Raw genomic sequence first — 15,266 nt, forward strand, 5'->3', positions numbered from 1 at the left:
AGGTCGGATCCAGCGGCGGCCGCCCGTTGTCGGCGCAGTACAGGCCGGCGACGCGATCATGGATGAACGAGAAGTCGATCACCGCGTCGATCTTGCGAAGCAGGTGATCCCGGGGCACCAGACTGTCGAGCGTCACCATCTCGAGAGCCGTCTGTTCGGGAGCGGGTTTCTTCAACATGTCCCAGTGAATCATAAACCCCCAGCCAAGGCCAGGGGTTTGTCAGCAATCTGAGCCCGGCATAGCCGGGCCTAACTTTTCATTTTCGATGAATCGGCAGCTTACTTCAAAGCAGCGATCAGCCCCTTCAGCTCATCTTCGATGGTCGGGCGGATATCCGCGCGCGAAAGAGCAAACGCGACGTTGGCGAGAATGAATCCATCCTTTGCGCCGCAGTCGAAGGTCTGGCCCCGGAAGTGGTAGCCGGCAAAATCCTGAGACTGTGCGAGCTTCAGCATGCCGTCGGTCAGCTGAATCTCGTTGCCGGCGCCGCGCTCTTGGCTCTCCAGGATGCGGAAGATTTCCGGCTGCAGGATGTAGCGGCCGTTGATGAAAAAGTTGGACGGAGCCGTGCCCCTGGCGGGCTTTTCGACCATTTCCGTGATGCGGAAACCGCTGCCGATCGTATCGCCGACGCCGACGATGCCGTATTTGTGGGTTTGATCGGGAGCGCATTCCTCAACGGCGATGACGTTGCCGCCGCTCTGCTCGTAAAGCTCGATCATCCCCTTCATGCAGCCCTTTTCGGCTCGCATGACCATGTCTGGCAGCAGCAGCGCGAAAGGCTCGTCGCCGACGATCTCGCGGGCGCACCAGACGGCGTGGCCAAGACCGAGCGGCTCCTGCTGGCGGGTGAAGCTGGCCGTGCCTGCTTTCGGCAGCAGGCCGTTCAGCAGCGACAGCTCGGCATTCTTGTTGCGCTGGCGCAGCGTATGCTCCAGCTCGAACTGAATATCGAAATAATCTTCGATGACGTGCTTGCTGCGGCCTGTCACGAATACGAAATGCTCGATCCCGGCTTCCATCGCCTCGTCGACGACGTACTGAATCACCGGCTTATCGACGACGGTCAGCATTTCCTTCGGCACCGCCTTGGTCGCCGGCAAGAACCGCGTCCCTAGTCCTGCGACCGGAAATACTGCCTTACGAACCTTCTTATGCTGTCCCACTCATACCTCCTGGGCATTCAATAATTGGCGCCAAGCCATTCTAAAGGTCAGTAGATTAAATTTGCTACTGTTTTGCAAATAATGACTGACCGGCACTTCCATGGTAAAGAATTTGTTGACTTCGTTCGTTTAGTGTCAAGCTTGGGCCGATGCTACGCGCATCGCCGCACCGAAATCCAACGATTGATGGACAAGGCTGTCGATGACCGTAAACCGCAAACACTCCCTTCTTGGTCTCGCTCTGGCGCTCGCGCTCGGTGCCTTCGCGGGACTTGCTCCCGTTAACGCCAATGCTGACCCAGGGTTCCAAAAATGGATCGCGGGCTTCTATACGACCGCCGCAAAGAGCGGCATTACGCAATCGACCTACCGCAATGCATTTGCCGGTGTGACGGACCCCGACCCCACAGTCCTTGAAAAAGCGCAGTATCAACCGGAATTCAAATCCCAAATCTGGGATTACCTGGATTCCCGCGTTAATCCGTATACGGTCGATATTGGCCGGAAGATGGCGGTCAAATACGCGTCCACACTGCGCGCGCTCGAGCAGCATTTCGGCGTGGATCGAAATATCATTCTCGCCATCTGGTCGATGGAGTCGAACTATGGCGCCGTTCTCGCCAAGAACGACCGGCTGCATTACGTGCCGCGCGCGCTGGCGACGCTTGCCTATGCCGATCCGAAGCGGGCCGGCTACGCCAAGAAGCAGCTCATCGCCGCGCTGAAGATCCTGCAGAAGGGCGACATCTCGCGCAAGGATTTGAACGGTTCCTGGGCCGGCGCCATGGGGCACACCCAGTTCATCCCGACCAGCTACCTGCTTTATGCGGTTGATGCCGATGGCAGCGGCCATGCCGATATCTGGAACTCCATTCCGGACGCCTTGGCGACGACAGCCAATCTTCTCGCGAAGAATGGCTGGGACACCGGCCGTACCTGGGGCTACGAAGTCGTCGTGCCCGCCGGCGGCCACGCTCAGGCCGGCAAGACGCACACCATCGCTCAATGGGCGGCGCTCGGCTTCGTACGCCCCAACGGCAAGGGCTTCCGCCAGACCTCCGACCGCGCACAGCTGAAGATGCCGGGCGGCCCGAACGGCCCCGGCTTCCTGATGACCGGCAACTTCTTCACCGTCAAACGCTACAACGCATCGGACAGCTATGCCCTAGCGGTCGGCCTGCTTGCCGATCAGATCGCCGGCTATGGCGGCATGCAGCAATCCTGGCCACGTCCGAGCGGCACGCTGAACGTGCAGCAGAAGTTCGAGCTGCAGACGCGATTGAAGCAACTCGGCTATTATGACGGCGTCGTCGACGGCAATTTCGGCTCCGGCTCGAAGGCTGCGATCGCTGCGGTTCAGCAGCGCATCGGCATGGATGCCGATGGCGAACCCTCGATGAATCTCTTGAACGCGCTGCGCAAATAGGCCGCCGCCATCTGTCGAATCCGGGATCGCTGGACGAGGGAGCCGCCCTCATGCCACCATGGGCCGTGAGCGGAAAGAAATGATGATAGAGCGACCTGCCCGCGCGACCATGGCAAGCCTGAGGGCCATCTTCACGGCGTTCCTTGCGGCCGTCACCGCCTACGGCTGCCTGTCTCCGGCGGCCGAGGCGCAGGAGCGGCCACGCAAGAACCTGCTCGACATGCTGTTCGGCACCCGCGAACCGGATTATCCCGACCAACCCGAGCAGCCGCCCCCACGAAGAAAGAGCCAGCCGCGCAAGCGACCAACGCCGCCGCCGCGCCAGCCGGTGGTGGTTCAGCCGGAAACGCCGCCGGCTGCGGAAAAACTGCCGGACGCCAAGACTATCCTCGTCGTCGGCGACTTTCTGGCAAGCGGGCTCGGAACCGGATTGGAAGACGCCTTTTCCGCCTCACCGGGCGTGGTCATTCAATCACGCGGCAACGTCGCCTCCGGCCTCGTCCGCCAGGACTATTACAACTGGCCGCAGCAATTGTCCGGAATGATGGATCAGCTGAAGCCGGCAATGGTCGTCGTCATGCTCGGCGCCAATGACCGCCAGCCCATCATCGGTTCCGGTCTCAACGAAAAATACGGCACGGACCCCTGGTTTATTGCCTATGAGGAACGTGTACAGCAGTTCGCCAAGCTGGTGACGAACCGCCATATACCCCTCCTCTGGGTCGGCCTGCCGCCTTTCGGCTCGGACCAGCTGACGGCGAGTGCGGTCAAGCTCAACCACCTCTATCAAAGCCAGATGGCTGCCGTCGGTGGAGAATACGTCGACATCTGGGACGGCTTCACCAATCAGAGCGGCGAGTTCGTCGTTACCGGCTCTGATATCAACGGCCAGCAGGTGCGTCTCAGAACCGCCGACGGCGTCAACATCACCGCGGCAGGCAAGCGCAAGATCGCCTTCTATGTCGAAAAGCCGGCACGCCGGCTGCTGGGCAATCAGGCAAGCCCCGATATTACGCGGCTCGATACCAGTAGCCCGCTGCCGGCGCAGCAGGCGAGCTTGCCCGGGATCGAGCCGGAGAAAGTCACCAGCACCCCGCCGATGAGCCTCTCCGACCCCGAGCTCGATGGTGGCTCGCAGCTGCTTGGAAACACGCCCGCACCGGCCTCCCCGGCAGCGTCGCCGCGAGATCTTCTGGTCGACAAGGGCCAGATGGCCCCCGCTCCCACAGGTCGCGTGGACGATTACCGCTTGCAAGGATCGGTTGCACGGTAAGTACCTCGGATGCCGTTTGACAACATCGCGGCCTATCAATAGAAAAATGCCATGAGCACCGACCGTGCAGATCACATCGATCTTAACCGCACCTGCCTGCAGGCCGTGGTTTTGCGCGCTTTCTCCGGCCGAGGTCTCCGCGTCCAGTCGTGACGACCGGAGGCTTTGCGCGTCCGGCCATTGCTGGACGTAAAGCCCCTCACTCCAAAACATCAACGTTGCCCATGGAGAATGGCACGTGCTCAATATCTATAACGTCAACTCGCTCGTTCACTGGGAAGAGCGAGACATCCGGCTGCGCGACGATCTCGTCCGGTTCTTTTCCGATGAAGTCGCCAGCTTTCTGCGATGCGCAAATTCCGCCTGGGATATCCGAAGGGTCGAAGCTCCTACCCTGATGCCGAGAAATCTGGTCTCCGATGCCTATTCCAATGCAGACATTTGGGTGCAGGAACGGATATCGGAGACCGACACCGAACTCGTGCTGCGGCCGGAAACGACACCGTCCACTTATATCTACATGCAGCATCTTCTCGGAAATCACTCGAAAACGCGCCTGCCCTTGTGTGTCTGGCAGGCCGGAAAATCCTACCGCCGCGAACAGGAGCAACCGAGCAAGCATGTGCGGCTCAAGGAATTCTGGCAGCTCGAATTCCAATGCGCCTTTACCGCCGACAGCGGCAACGACTATCACGCGGCGTGCTTGGAGCCGGTTCGGCGCATGATCGGTTCGGTGATCCATCTGCCGACGAGGATCGTTCCGTCCGATCGCTTGCCGGCCTACTCTGAGATCACGATGGATATAGAGGTCGACAACGGCGACAAATGGATAGAGGTCTGCTCCATCTCGAGGCGCACGGACTTCCCTCAACGTTATCGCAATCAGGCAAGGAAGGGACCGGCGACCGAGCATGATGTCACCGTGCTCGAGATCGCCATCGGGCTCGATCGCTGCATCTATAACTGGAACATCGCTGCAGACAGATAAGAGAAAGGCCGGGTTCCTTGCGAACCCGGCCTTTCCAATTGCTGCTCAAAAATATCGGTCAGGCTTACCGCGGCAGAACCGTCGAGCCCATCAGGGTCTCGTCGATCGCGCGGGCCGCCTGACGCCCCTCGCGGATCGCCCAGACCACCAGCGACTGGCCGCGGCGCACGTCGCCGGCAGTCCAGAGCTTGTCGACCGAAGTTTTGTAGTCCTTGTCGTCGGCGACGACGTTGGTCGAGCCGCGGCGGTCGGTGTTGAGCGTCAGCTTGCCATCGAGCTCCTTGAGCACGCTGTCGGTGAAGGGACCGCGGAAGCCGATGGCGATGAAGGCGAGATCGGCGCGGATGACGAATTCCGTACCGGCGATCGGCTCGCGGCGCTCATCGACTTCGCAGCACTTCACGCCGGTCAGCACGCCGTCTTCGCCGATGAACTCCAGCGTCGCGACCTGGAATTCGCGAACGGCACCCTCGGCCTGCGACGAGGAGGTGCGCATTTTCGTTGCCCAGAAGGGCCAGACGGCGAGCTTGTCTTCCTTTTCCGGCGGCTGCGGGCGGATGTCTAGCTGGGTCACCTTCACGGCGCCTTGGCGGAATGCCGTGCCGACGCAGTCCGAAGCGGTATCGCCGCCGCCGACGACGACGATATGCTTGCCGCCTGCCAGGATCGGATCGGCGGACCAGCCGGCACTGTCAATGTTCTCACGGCCGACGCGGCGGTTCTGCTGCACGAGATACGGCATGGCGTCATGAACGCCGGCGAGGTCCACGCCGGGGATGCCGGCCTCGCGCGGGGTTTCGGAGCCGCCGCAATAAAGCACGGCATCATGATCGGCCAGAAGCTGCTCGATCTTGACGTCGACGCCGACGTTGACGCCGCAATGAAAGGTGACGCCCTCGCCCTTCATCTGTTCGACGCGGCGGTCGATGAAGTTCTTCTCCATCTTGAAGTCGGGAATGCCGTAGCGCAGCAGGCCGCCGGGCTTGCTCTCGCGCTCGTAGAGATGAACCTCATGACCGGCGCGGCCGAGCTGCTGGGCAGCCGCCATGCCGGCGGGACCGGAACCGATGATGGCGACCTTCTTGCCGGTATGCACCGTTGCCGGCTGCGGACGAATGAAGCCAAGCTCATAGGCCTTGTCGGCGATCGCCTGCTCGACCGTCTTGATAGCGACCGGTGCATCCTCGAGGTTCAGCGTGCACGCTTCCTCGCAGGGTGCGGGGCAGACGCGGCCGGTGAATTCCGGGAAGTTGTTGGTCGAATGCAGGTTGCGGATCGCCTCTTCCCAGTTGTTGTTGTAGACGAGATCGTTCCAATCCGGAATTTGGTTGTGCACCGGGCAGCCGGTCGGGCCGTGGCAATAGGGAATGCCACAGTCCATGCAGCGCGCTGCCTGTTTCTGCACTTCCTGGTCCGACATGGGGATCGTGAATTCGCGGAAATGCCGGATGCGATCCGATGCCGGCTGATACTTGCCAACCTGACGGTCGATCTCCAAGAAGCCTGTTACCTTGCCCATGCTTTCGTTTCCTCACTCAAAAAGAGGAGCCGAGGCTCCCGTACCTGAGGGTAAATCCCGTTGCCCTGTCCGGCACTTTAATTCAAATCCGATTCCGCTATTCGACAGTTGCGATCGCCGTGATCAGCGACCGCAATGTGAGGCGAAATCCTCGACTGGCTTGGCGAGCCGGGGCGGATTACTCCGCCGCCACGCTCATGCGACTGCGCTCCATTTCCTCAAGGGCACGGCGGTACTCGACCGGCATGACCTTGCGGAATTTCGGGCGATAGTCGGCCCAGTGATCAAGGATCTCCTTGGCTCGCGTCGAGCCCGTATAGTGGAAATGGTTCGAAATCAGCTGGTAGAGACGCTCTTCATCATGGCGCGTCATGTCATCCGAGACGTCCACACGCCCCTTGTGCATGATGTCGCCGCCGTGATGATGCAGCTTCTCCAACAGTTCGTCCTCTTCGGGAACCGGCTCCAGCTCGACCATGGCCATGTTGCAGCGACGGGCGAAATCGCCAATTTCGTCGAGCACATAAGCTACGCCCCCCGACATGCCGGCTGCGAAGTTACGTCCTGTCTCGCCGAGCACGACGACGACGCCGCCGGTCATGTACTCGCAGCCGTGATCACCCACGCCTTCGACGATGGCGACCGCACCGGAGTTTCTGACCGCAAAGCGCTCGCCCGCGACGCCGCGGAAGTAGCACTCCCCTTCGGTCGCACCGTAAAGCACGGTGTTGCCGACGATGATCGAGTGTTCGGCCTTAATCTTCGAATTCTCCGGCGGGCGGACGATGATGCGGCCGCCCGAAAGGCCCTTGCCGACATAGTCGTTGCCATCGCCGATGAGGTTGAAGGTCACGCCGCGCGCCAGGAATGCGCCGAACGACTGGCCGGCGGTGCCCTTGAGCGTGACGTTGATCGTATCATCCTTCAAGCCGCGATGGCCGTAGCGCTTGGCAACCGCGCCCGAAAGCATGGCGCCGGCCGAACGGTCGACGTTCTTGATGTCGACCTCGAAGGCAACTGGCGTCTTCGAAGACAGGGCAGGTTCGGCCTTCTCGATCAGCTTGCGGTCGAGAATGTCGTCGATCGGATGCTTTTGCACGGTCGTCCAATAGGTCTCTTCCTTCGGCGCATCGACCTTGTGGAAGATACGGCTAAAGTCGAGGCCCTTGGCCTTCCAGTGGGCGAGCATGTCGTCCTTTTCCAGAAGCTCGGAAGCGCCGACGATGTCGTCCAGCTTGGCAACGCCAAGCGAGGCAAGGATCTCGCGCACTTCTTCGGCAACGAAGAAGAAGTAGTTGATGACATGCTCCGGCGCACCCTTGAAGCGCTTGCGCAGCACCGGATCCTGGGTGGCGACACCGACTGGACAGGTGTTCAGGTGGCACTTGCGCATCATGATGCAGCCGGCTGCAATCAGCGGCGCGGTGGCAAAGCCGAACTCGTCCGCACCCAGCAGCGCGCCGATGATGACGTCGCGGCCGGTCTTGAGGCCACCGTCCACCTGCAGGGCGATGCGCGAACGCAGCCCGTTCAGCACCAGCGTCTGCTGGGTTTCGGCAAGGCCGATTTCCCAAGGCGAGCCAGCATGCTTCAGCGAGGTCAGCGGCGAAGCGCCGGTGCCGCCGTCATAGCCCGATACGGTGATATGATCGGCACGCGCCTTGGCGACACCGGCGGCAACCGTGCCGACGCCGACTTCCGAGACGAGCTTGACCGATACATCCGAGGTCGGGTTGACGTTCTTCAGGTCGAAGATCAACTGTGCCAGATCTTCGATCGAATAGATGTCATGGTGCGGCGGCGGCGAGATCAGGCCGACGCCCGGCGTCGAGTGCCGGGTCTTGGCAACCGTCGCATCAACCTTGTGGCCGGGCAGCTGGCCGCCTTCGCCGGGCTTGGCGCCCTGGGCCACCTTGATCTGCAGCACATCGGCATTGACCAGATATTCCGTCGTCACGCCGAAGCGGCCAGACGCGATCTGCTTGATGGCGGAACGTTCCGGGTTCGGCGAACCGTCGACGAGCGGCATATAACGGTCGGACTCCTCGCCGCCTTCGCCAGTGTTCGACTTGCCGCCGATGCGGTTCATGGCGATCGCCAGCGTCGTGTGCGCCTCGCGGCTGATCGAGCCGAAGGACATGGCGCCCGTCGAGAAACGCTTGACGATATCGACCGCCGGCTCGACCTGGTCGACCGAGATCGGCTTGCGGCCGAGCGCTTCCGCGCCCTTGATCGTGAAGAGACCGCGGATGGTGTTCATGCGAAGCGCTGAATCATTGACCATTTCCGAGAATTCGCGATAGCGATCCTCGGCATTGCCGCGTACGGCATGCTGAAGGGCGGCCACCGCATCTGGCGTCCAGGCATGACTTTCGCCGCGCATGCGGTAGGCATACTCGCCGCCGATGTCGAGCGTGCTCGCCAGCAGCGGATCACGGCCGAAAGCAGAGTTGTGACGCGCGACGGTTTCCTCGGCGATCGTATCGAGACCAATACCTTCGATCATCGTCGCCGTGCCGAAGAAGTACTTGTCGACCAGTTCCTGCTGCAGGCCGATCGCATCGAAGATCTGCGCGCCGCAGTAGGACTGATAGGTCGAGATACCCATCTTCGACATGACCTTGAGGATGCCCTTACCGACCGCCTTGATGTAGCGGTACACGACTTCCGACGCGTCCACTTCCTTCGGGAATTCGCCGCGCTGATGCATGTCGAGCAGCGTGTCGAAGGCCATATAGGGGTTGATCGCTTCCGCACCGTAGCCGGCCAGCAGGCAAAAATGGTGCACTTCGCGCGGCTCGCCGGTTTCGACGACGAGACCGACCGAGGTGCGCAGACCCTTGCGGATCAGGTGATGATGCACGGCCGCCGTCGCCAGCAGCGCCGGGATGGCGATACGGTCCGGTCCGATCTGACGGTCGGAAAGCACGATGATGTTGTAGCCGCCGCGGACGGCGGCTTCCGCCCGTTCGCAGAGACGGTCGAGCATCTCGGGCATGCCTTCGGCGCCACGTTCGACATCATAGGTGAAGTCGAGCGTCTTGGTGTCGAAGCGATCCTCGGTGTGACCGATCGAGCGGATCTTTTCGAGATCGCCGTTGGTCAGGATCGGCTGGCGCACTTCCAGGCGCTTGGCATTGGCCATGCCGGTATGGTCGAGCAGGTTCGGGCGCGGGCCGATGAAGGAGACGAGGCTCATGACGAGCTCCTCGCGGATCGGATCGATCGGCGGGTTCGTCACCTGCGCGAAGTTCTGCTTGAAGTAGGTGTAGAGCAGCTTCGGCTTGTCGGACATGGCGGAGATCGGCGTATCGGTCCCCATGGAGCCGACAGCCTCCTGCCCTGTCGTCGCCATCGGCGACATCAGGAGCTTGGTATCTTCAAGCGTATAGCCAAAAGCCTGCTGGCGGTCGAGCAGCGACACGTCGCGGCGCAGCGCCCGCGGTTCCACCGGCTTCAGATCCTCGAGAATCAGCTGCGTGCGCTTGAGCCAGCTCTGGTAGGGATGCTTGCTTGACAGTTCCGACTTCACCTCGTCGTCGGAGATGATGCGACCCTTTTCCATATCGATCAGCAGCATCTTGCCTGGCTGCAGACGCCACTTCTGGATGATCTTCTCTTCGTCAACAGGCAGAACACCGGCCTCGGAGGCCATGATGATGCGATCGTCGTTGGTAACGAGATAGCGGGCCGGACGCAGGCCGTTGCGGTCGAGCGTCGCGCCGATCTGCTTGCCGTCGGTGAAGGCGACAGCGGCTGGGCCATCCCACGGCTCCATCAGGGCGGCGTGATACTCGTAGAATGCCTTGCGCTCGGCAGCCATCAGCTGATTGCCGGCCCATGCCTCAGGGATGAGCATCATCATGGCATGCGCCATGGAATAGCCGCCGCGCACGAGGAATTCGAGCGCGTTGTCAAAACAGGCCGTATCCGACTGTCCTTCATAGGAGATCGGCCAGAGCTTGGAGATATCTTCGCCGAAGAGTGGCGAGGATACCGACGCCTGGCGGGCAGCCATCCAGTTGACGTTGCCGCGCAGCGTGTTGATTTCGCCGTTGTGCGCGACCATGCGGTACGGATGCGCCAGCTTCCACGACGGGAAGGTGTTGGTCGAGAAACGCTGGTGCACGAGAGCAACCGCCGTTTCGAAGCGCGGGTCAGACAAGTCCTTATAATAGGCACCGACCTGATAGGCGAGGAACATGCCCTTGTAGACGATGGTCGAGCTCGACAGCGACACGGGATAGAAGCTGCTCTCCTCACCCTCGTATTCCGCATAGATGCGGTTGGAGATCACCTTGCGCAGGGTGAAAAGACGGCGCTCGAACTCCTCGTTCGTGCCGGCATCGCGACCGGCGCCGATGAAGACCTGCACATGATGCGGCTCGGTGGCAGCAATGTCAGGCGCCTTCGACAGCGATGAGTTATCAACAGGCACATCGCGGAAGCCGAGCAGAACCTGGCCTTCCTCGACAACGACCTGCTTGATGGCGGTCTTGAAATGCTCGATCAGCGCCTCGTCGCGGGGCAGGAAGAAATGGCCGACGCCATATTCGCCCGCCTTCGGCAGGATGACGCCCTGCTTGGCCATCTCCTCGCGGAAGAAACGGTCGGGGATCTGCACGAGGATGCCCGCGCCGTCGCCCATCAGCGGGTCAGCGCCGACGGCACCGCGATGCGTCAGGTTCTCGAGAATGAACAGGCCTTCGCGCACGATCTGATGCGACTTGCGGCCCTTCATATGCGCGACGAAGCCGACGCCGCAGGCGTCATGCTCGTTGCGCGGATCGTAGAGGCCTTGTTTCGGCGGGATGCCGACGGCGCGTTTCGACGTCTTGGCCGTCGCTGCAGCATTGGCTACAGCGGTCTGGTCAAAACTCGTGAACGTCTTCCTGTTCGTCATCGTCTTCCCTCCGGTAAGGCCCGCCTCGCGGGCGCTCCTTCGTCTCGCGCGGTCCGTTTCCGGCGCCGACGCGCGACAGCTCTGTTGCATTGTGAAGATCCGGCCGCGAACCATGGCCCCGCTATGGAGCCTGTCGTCAGCGTTCCGCGCCTTGCTATTCCACCGTCGCCCTGCCCGGCGCCTCGGAGGCGTTAAGGACATGCTCCCGGCAATTATAGCCCGAAATCCCGACATCGTCAGGACCCTCTGGCACATCTTCGGCTTCGGCAGCCAAAATAGGACAGCAACCCTGTCCTAATTCATCAGTTCTATGCCAGAAAGCTTCTTCCTTCGCAAGAGCAAAACGGCAAAATTTCGTCAAGGAGAGACGGAAGATTGCCTATGCTGCATAAATCGAGCAATAAAGTTTCGCTGCGGCGCATCATTTTATTTGTTGATTGCGCAGATCAATTTCTGTGATGGGTTCTTCAAGTTCTTGCTCTTGATAGGTTTTTGCATTGGCTTAATGTCCGGCCGACCCTATTTATGCCACGCGCAGTTCACTCTTTTTAATTGGTGCATTTCCATGTTTTTTGCCTCCGATAACTGGGCCGGCGCCCACTCCAAGATCGCTGAACGTCTCCTTGCCGAGTCAGGAGGCTTTGCCACTGCCTATGGCTTGAGCGACCTGGACCAAAAGGTCGAAGCCAAGTTCAGCGAAATCTTCGAGCGTGAGGTTGCAGTCTTCTTCGTCGCGACGGGCTCTGCCGCCAATTCGCTGTCGCTCGCCAGCGTCCAGAAACCGGGCGGCATCACCTTTTGCCATAGCGAGGCACATGTCGCAGAAGACGAATGCGGTTCACCGGATTTCTTCAGCTCCGCGCGGCTGGCGACGGTCAAGGGCGCAGCCGGCAAGATTGACCCTCAGGCGCTTGCCGCCAAGATTGCCCGTTTCCCGCAGGATGCGGTGCATCACGGTCGCGCCGCTGCCGTGACGATCACGCAGGCGACGGAAATCGGTACGGTCTATTCGCTCGACGAGATCGACGCCGTCGCCGCTGTGGCCAAGGCGAACGGCCTGCCGCTGCATATGGATGGTGCGCGTTTCGCCAACGCCCTGGTCGCGCTCGGCGTCAGCCCAGCTGAGATGACCTGGAAGCGCGGCGTCGACATTCTTTCCTTCGGCGGCACCAAGAACGGCTGCTGGTGCGCCGAGGCGATCGTCATCTTCGATCCCGAGCAAGCAAAAGAGATGCACTTCATCCGCAAGCGCGCCGCACAGCTTTTCTCCAAGTCGCGCTTTATCGCCGCCCAGTTCGACGGCTATTTCCAGGATGGTCTCTGGCTCGATCTGGCCCGCCATTCTAACGGCATGGCCGATCGCCTGCGCGCCGGCATCGAAAAGACCCGTGGCGCCCGCGCTGCCTGGCCGACGATCTCGAACGAGGTTTTCGCGATCATACCGAAATCAGCCTCTAAGGCCGCCGAGGACAAGGGGGCCAAATTCTACGAATGGCCGATCTCGGAATCGCAGCCGGATCTGGTCGGCGATGATGAAACGCTGATCCGTCTCGTGACCAGCTTCGCCACAACCGAAGCCGATGTGGCGAACTTCCTCGCCTGCCTGGGCTAATGACCTATTACGGGTAAAAAAGAGCGCCGCATCAGTCCGTCAGGGCAGATGCAGCGTCTCGGACCGCGGCCCCCTCACCTTGGCCAGAATGTCCTCCGACAAAGCTTTGACAAGAAGCTGATCCGCGCCCTTGCGCGGCACGAGCACGAATTCGACGTCTTCCAGAGCCGGCAGCCATCCCGGCGCAATCTCCATCAATCCGGCAGGCGCCATGCTCTTGGGCTGAACGAGAACGCCCATGCCGGCGCGCGCCGCGGCCGTCAGTCCGCTGAGGCTGCCACAGGTACAGACGATCCGCCACGGCATCTGCTGCCGGCGTAGCGCCTCCAGTGCAACGGCACGGGTGACACTCGGCACGGGAAAGGCGATCAATGGTAGCGGCGATTCGAGCCTGCGGATACGCTCCGGATCGCGCGCCAGCCAGACCAGCGGCTCGCGATAGACGAGCGTTCCCCTGATATCGCCGAGCCGGCGCTTGGCCAGCACCAGATCGAGATCGCCATTGTCCTGCATTTCATAAAGCGTGCCGCTGAGCGCGACCGTCAATTCGAGATCGACCGACGGATGCGAACGAACGAATTCCTCCAGCACGTCCGGAAGCTGGCTGGTGACGAAATCCTCGGAAACGCCGAGCCGAAGGCTGCCGCGCAGGCTGTTACCGGCGAAGAGCTGGCGCACCTCCCCTTCGATCGACAATATTTGGCGGGCATGCCCGAGCAACGCCTCGCCGTCGGCGGTCAGGACGACGCGATGGGTGTCGCGCGCCAGCAGCTTCCGGCCAAGCTCCGTTTCCAGCCGCTGTATGTGCTGGCTGACTGTGGATTGCCCGAGCCCGAGCCGTTCTGCCGCCAGCGTAAAGCTGCCCAGCTGTTCGACGGCAACGAAACTGCGCAATTGTGTGAAGTCTAGCATCGCGCTTATCCTATTTCACGATAACTGTTATTTCTTGCATCGTGGATCGCGATAGGTCTATCTGCAAGACCTAATTCATCAAGACTTGCAAATGCGATTGGGGTTGGCACGATGCGCCGCTTTCTTCCAGACACCTTCACCATGCTGCTGGTGCTCACCGTCGTGACGGCATCCTTCTTTCCCGTGCATGGCGTGAGTGCCCACTATTTCGGCATCGCCACGAACTTTGCCATCGGCCTTCTGTTCTTCCTGCATGGTGCGCGCCTGTCGCGCGATGTCGTCATCGCCGGCCTGCTGCATTGGCGGCTGCACCTCGTCATCCTGCTGACGACCTTCGGCATCTTCCCGCTGCTGGTCCTGGCCTTGGGCCAGATCGTTCCCAACAGCATCCTGCCCGTGTCGCTCTACACCGGCCTGCTGTTCCTGAGCGTTCTGCCCTCGACCGTACAGTCCTCCATCGCCTTCACTTCCATCGCAGGCGGCAACGTGCCGGCCGCCATCTGCTCCGCCTCCGCTTCGAACATCTTCGGAATGTTCCTGACGCCGCTGCTCGTCGGCATCCTGTTTTCAGTCGGCGGCCAGGGCGGCTTTTCCTGGGATGTCCTGTGGCAGATCATGCTGCAGCTGCTCGCCCCCTTCATCGCCGGCCAATTGCTGCAGCCATGGATCGGCGGCTGGATCCGCTCGAAGAAGAAGATCCTGATGCCGGTCGACCGCGGCTCGATCCTCATGGTCGTCTATTCGGCCTTCAGCGAAGCCGTGGTCGAGGGTCTGTGGCACACCTTCTCGGTGATCGATATCGCCACGGTGATCGTTGCCAACATGGTTCTTCTCGCAACGGTGCTCTGCATTACCATGTTCGGCAGCCGTGCCCTCGGTTTTTCGAAGGCCGACGAAATCACCATCACCTTCTGCGGCTCCAAAAAGTCGCTGGCGAGCGGCGTGCCGATGGCCAATGTCATCTTCGCCGGCCAAGGCATCGGCGCCATCGTGCTGCCGCTCATGCTATTCCACCAGATCCAGCTGATGACCTGCGCGGTGCTGGCACAGAAATATGCCGATGCCGCCAAGCGGCGCGAGGCTGCCAAAGCACAGGCAGGGGGAAAATCGGGCGAAGCGACCAACGCCGCCTGAGCCCTTCGATATCCCGGTAAAACAAAAGCGGCGCCCGATTGGGCGCCGCTCAGACTGCTGACAAACCTCTGGCTTTGGCCGGAGGTTTTTGATTCAATGGGACATGTTGAAGAAACCTGCTGCCGAACAGACGGCTCTCGAGATGGTGATGCTCGACAGCCTGGTGCCGAGAGATCATCTGCTTCGCAAGATCGATGCGGTGATCGACTTTACTTTCATCCATGATCGCGTTGCGGGATTGTATTGCGCCGACAACGGCCGGCCGCCGCTCGATCCGACATTGATGTTCAAGGCGCTGTTCATCGGTTATCTTTTCGGCATCCGCTCGGAAC

General features: G+C 61.0%; 10 protein-coding genes and 1 pseudogene. 6 read left to right on the forward strand and 5 right to left on the reverse strand.

Annotated features, from left to right (window positions below; all coding sequences use genetic code 11):
• Both QD409_RS33965 and galU read right to left on the reverse strand, forming a co-directional pair.
• A pseudogene (locus QD409_RS33965) lies at positions 1 to 178 on the reverse strand (IS5/IS1182 family transposase); the annotation flags it as partial.
• A 101-nt stretch (positions 179 to 279) separates the two neighbouring features.
• Complete coding sequence (gene galU, locus QD409_RS33970) at positions 280 to 1,167, reverse strand: UTP--glucose-1-phosphate uridylyltransferase GalU (protein WP_092850814.1); 888 nt, start codon at positions 1,165 to 1,167, stop codon at positions 280 to 282.
• Between the two features lie 202 nt (positions 1,168 to 1,369).
• On the opposite strand from galU, the gene QD409_RS33975 reads away from it, so the two are divergent.
• From QD409_RS33975 to QD409_RS33985, 3 genes are all read left to right on the forward strand, one after another.
• Complete coding sequence (locus QD409_RS33975; protein WP_430764891.1) at positions 1,370 to 2,593, forward strand: lytic murein transglycosylase; 1,224 nt, start codon at positions 1,370 to 1,372, stop codon at positions 2,591 to 2,593.
• Positions 2,594 to 2,675: 82 nt separating this feature from the next.
• Complete coding sequence (locus tag QD409_RS33980; protein ID WP_092850851.1) at positions 2,676 to 3,866, forward strand: DUF459 domain-containing protein; 1,191 nt, start codon at positions 2,676 to 2,678, stop codon at positions 3,864 to 3,866.
• Positions 3,867 to 4,104: 238 nt separating this feature from the next.
• Entirely contained in the window at positions 4,105 to 4,854 is a 750-nt protein-coding gene (locus QD409_RS33985) for an aminoacyl--tRNA ligase-related protein (RefSeq protein WP_092850818.1), read from the forward strand.
• 64 nt (positions 4,855 to 4,918) lie between these two features.
• Here QD409_RS33985 and QD409_RS33990 read toward each other — a convergent pair whose 3' ends face one another.
• Positions 4,919 to 6,373 carry a glutamate synthase subunit beta gene (locus tag QD409_RS33990; RefSeq protein ID WP_092850820.1) on the reverse strand — a complete coding sequence of 485 codons (1,455 nt, stop codon included), beginning with the start codon at positions 6,371 to 6,373 and terminating at the stop codon, positions 4,919 to 4,921.
• A 178-nt stretch (positions 6,374 to 6,551) separates the two neighbouring features.
• Positions 6,552 to 11,276, reverse strand: a complete 4,725-nt coding sequence (gene gltB, locus QD409_RS33995) for a glutamate synthase large subunit (RefSeq protein WP_430764892.1) — start codon at positions 11,274 to 11,276, stop codon at positions 6,552 to 6,554.
• A gap of 565 nt (positions 11,277 to 11,841) precedes the next feature.
• Here gltB and QD409_RS34000 point away from each other — a divergent pair.
• Positions 11,842 to 12,888 carry a threonine aldolase family protein gene (locus QD409_RS34000; RefSeq protein ID WP_092850824.1) on the forward strand — a complete coding sequence of 349 codons (1,047 nt, stop codon included), beginning with the start codon at positions 11,842 to 11,844 and terminating at the stop codon, positions 12,886 to 12,888.
• Between the two features lie 39 nt (positions 12,889 to 12,927).
• On the opposite strand, the gene QD409_RS34005 is transcribed toward QD409_RS34000, so the two are convergent.
• Positions 12,928 to 13,800, reverse strand: coding sequence for a LysR substrate-binding domain-containing protein (locus QD409_RS34005; protein WP_092850826.1), 873 nt, complete (start codon positions 13,798 to 13,800; stop codon positions 12,928 to 12,930).
• 111 nt (positions 13,801 to 13,911) lie between these two features.
• Between QD409_RS34005 and QD409_RS34010 the strand changes: the two genes are divergently transcribed.
• Entirely contained in the window at positions 13,912 to 14,934 is a 1,023-nt protein-coding gene (locus QD409_RS34010) for a bile acid:sodium symporter family protein (RefSeq protein WP_092850831.1), read from the forward strand.
• A 103-nt stretch (positions 14,935 to 15,037) separates the two neighbouring features.
• The coding region (locus tag QD409_RS34015) for a transposase (protein ID WP_430764893.1) at positions 15,038 to 15,266 on the forward strand (229 nt) is incomplete at its 3' end.

The organism is Rhizobium sp. BR 315 (genome assembly GCF_050577975.1).
Lineage (GTDB): Bacteria > Pseudomonadota > Alphaproteobacteria > Rhizobiales > Rhizobiaceae > Rhizobium > Rhizobium miluonense.

Coding starts and splice junctions, on each gene's coding strand:
- QD409_RS33975 (WP_430764891.1), top strand. CDS start 1,370: ATGACCGTAAACCGCAAACACTCCCTTCTTGGTCTCGCTCTGGCGCTC.
- QD409_RS33980 (WP_092850851.1), top strand. CDS start 2,676: ATGATAGAGCGACCTGCCCGCGCGACCATGGCAAGCCTGAGGGCCATC.
- QD409_RS33990 (WP_092850820.1), bottom strand. CDS start 6,373: ATGGGCAAGGTAACAGGCTTCTTGGAGATCGACCGTCAGGTTGGCAAG.
- gltB (WP_430764892.1), bottom strand. CDS start 11,276: ATGACGAACAGGAAGACGTTCACGAGTTTTGACCAGACCGCTGTAGCC.
- QD409_RS34000 (WP_092850824.1), top strand. CDS start 11,842: ATGTTTTTTGCCTCCGATAACTGGGCCGGCGCCCACTCCAAGATCGCT.
- QD409_RS34005 (WP_092850826.1), bottom strand. CDS start 13,800: ATGCTAGACTTCACACAATTGCGCAGTTTCGTTGCCGTCGAACAGCTG.
- QD409_RS34010 (WP_092850831.1), top strand. CDS start 13,912: ATGCGCCGCTTTCTTCCAGACACCTTCACCATGCTGCTGGTGCTCACC.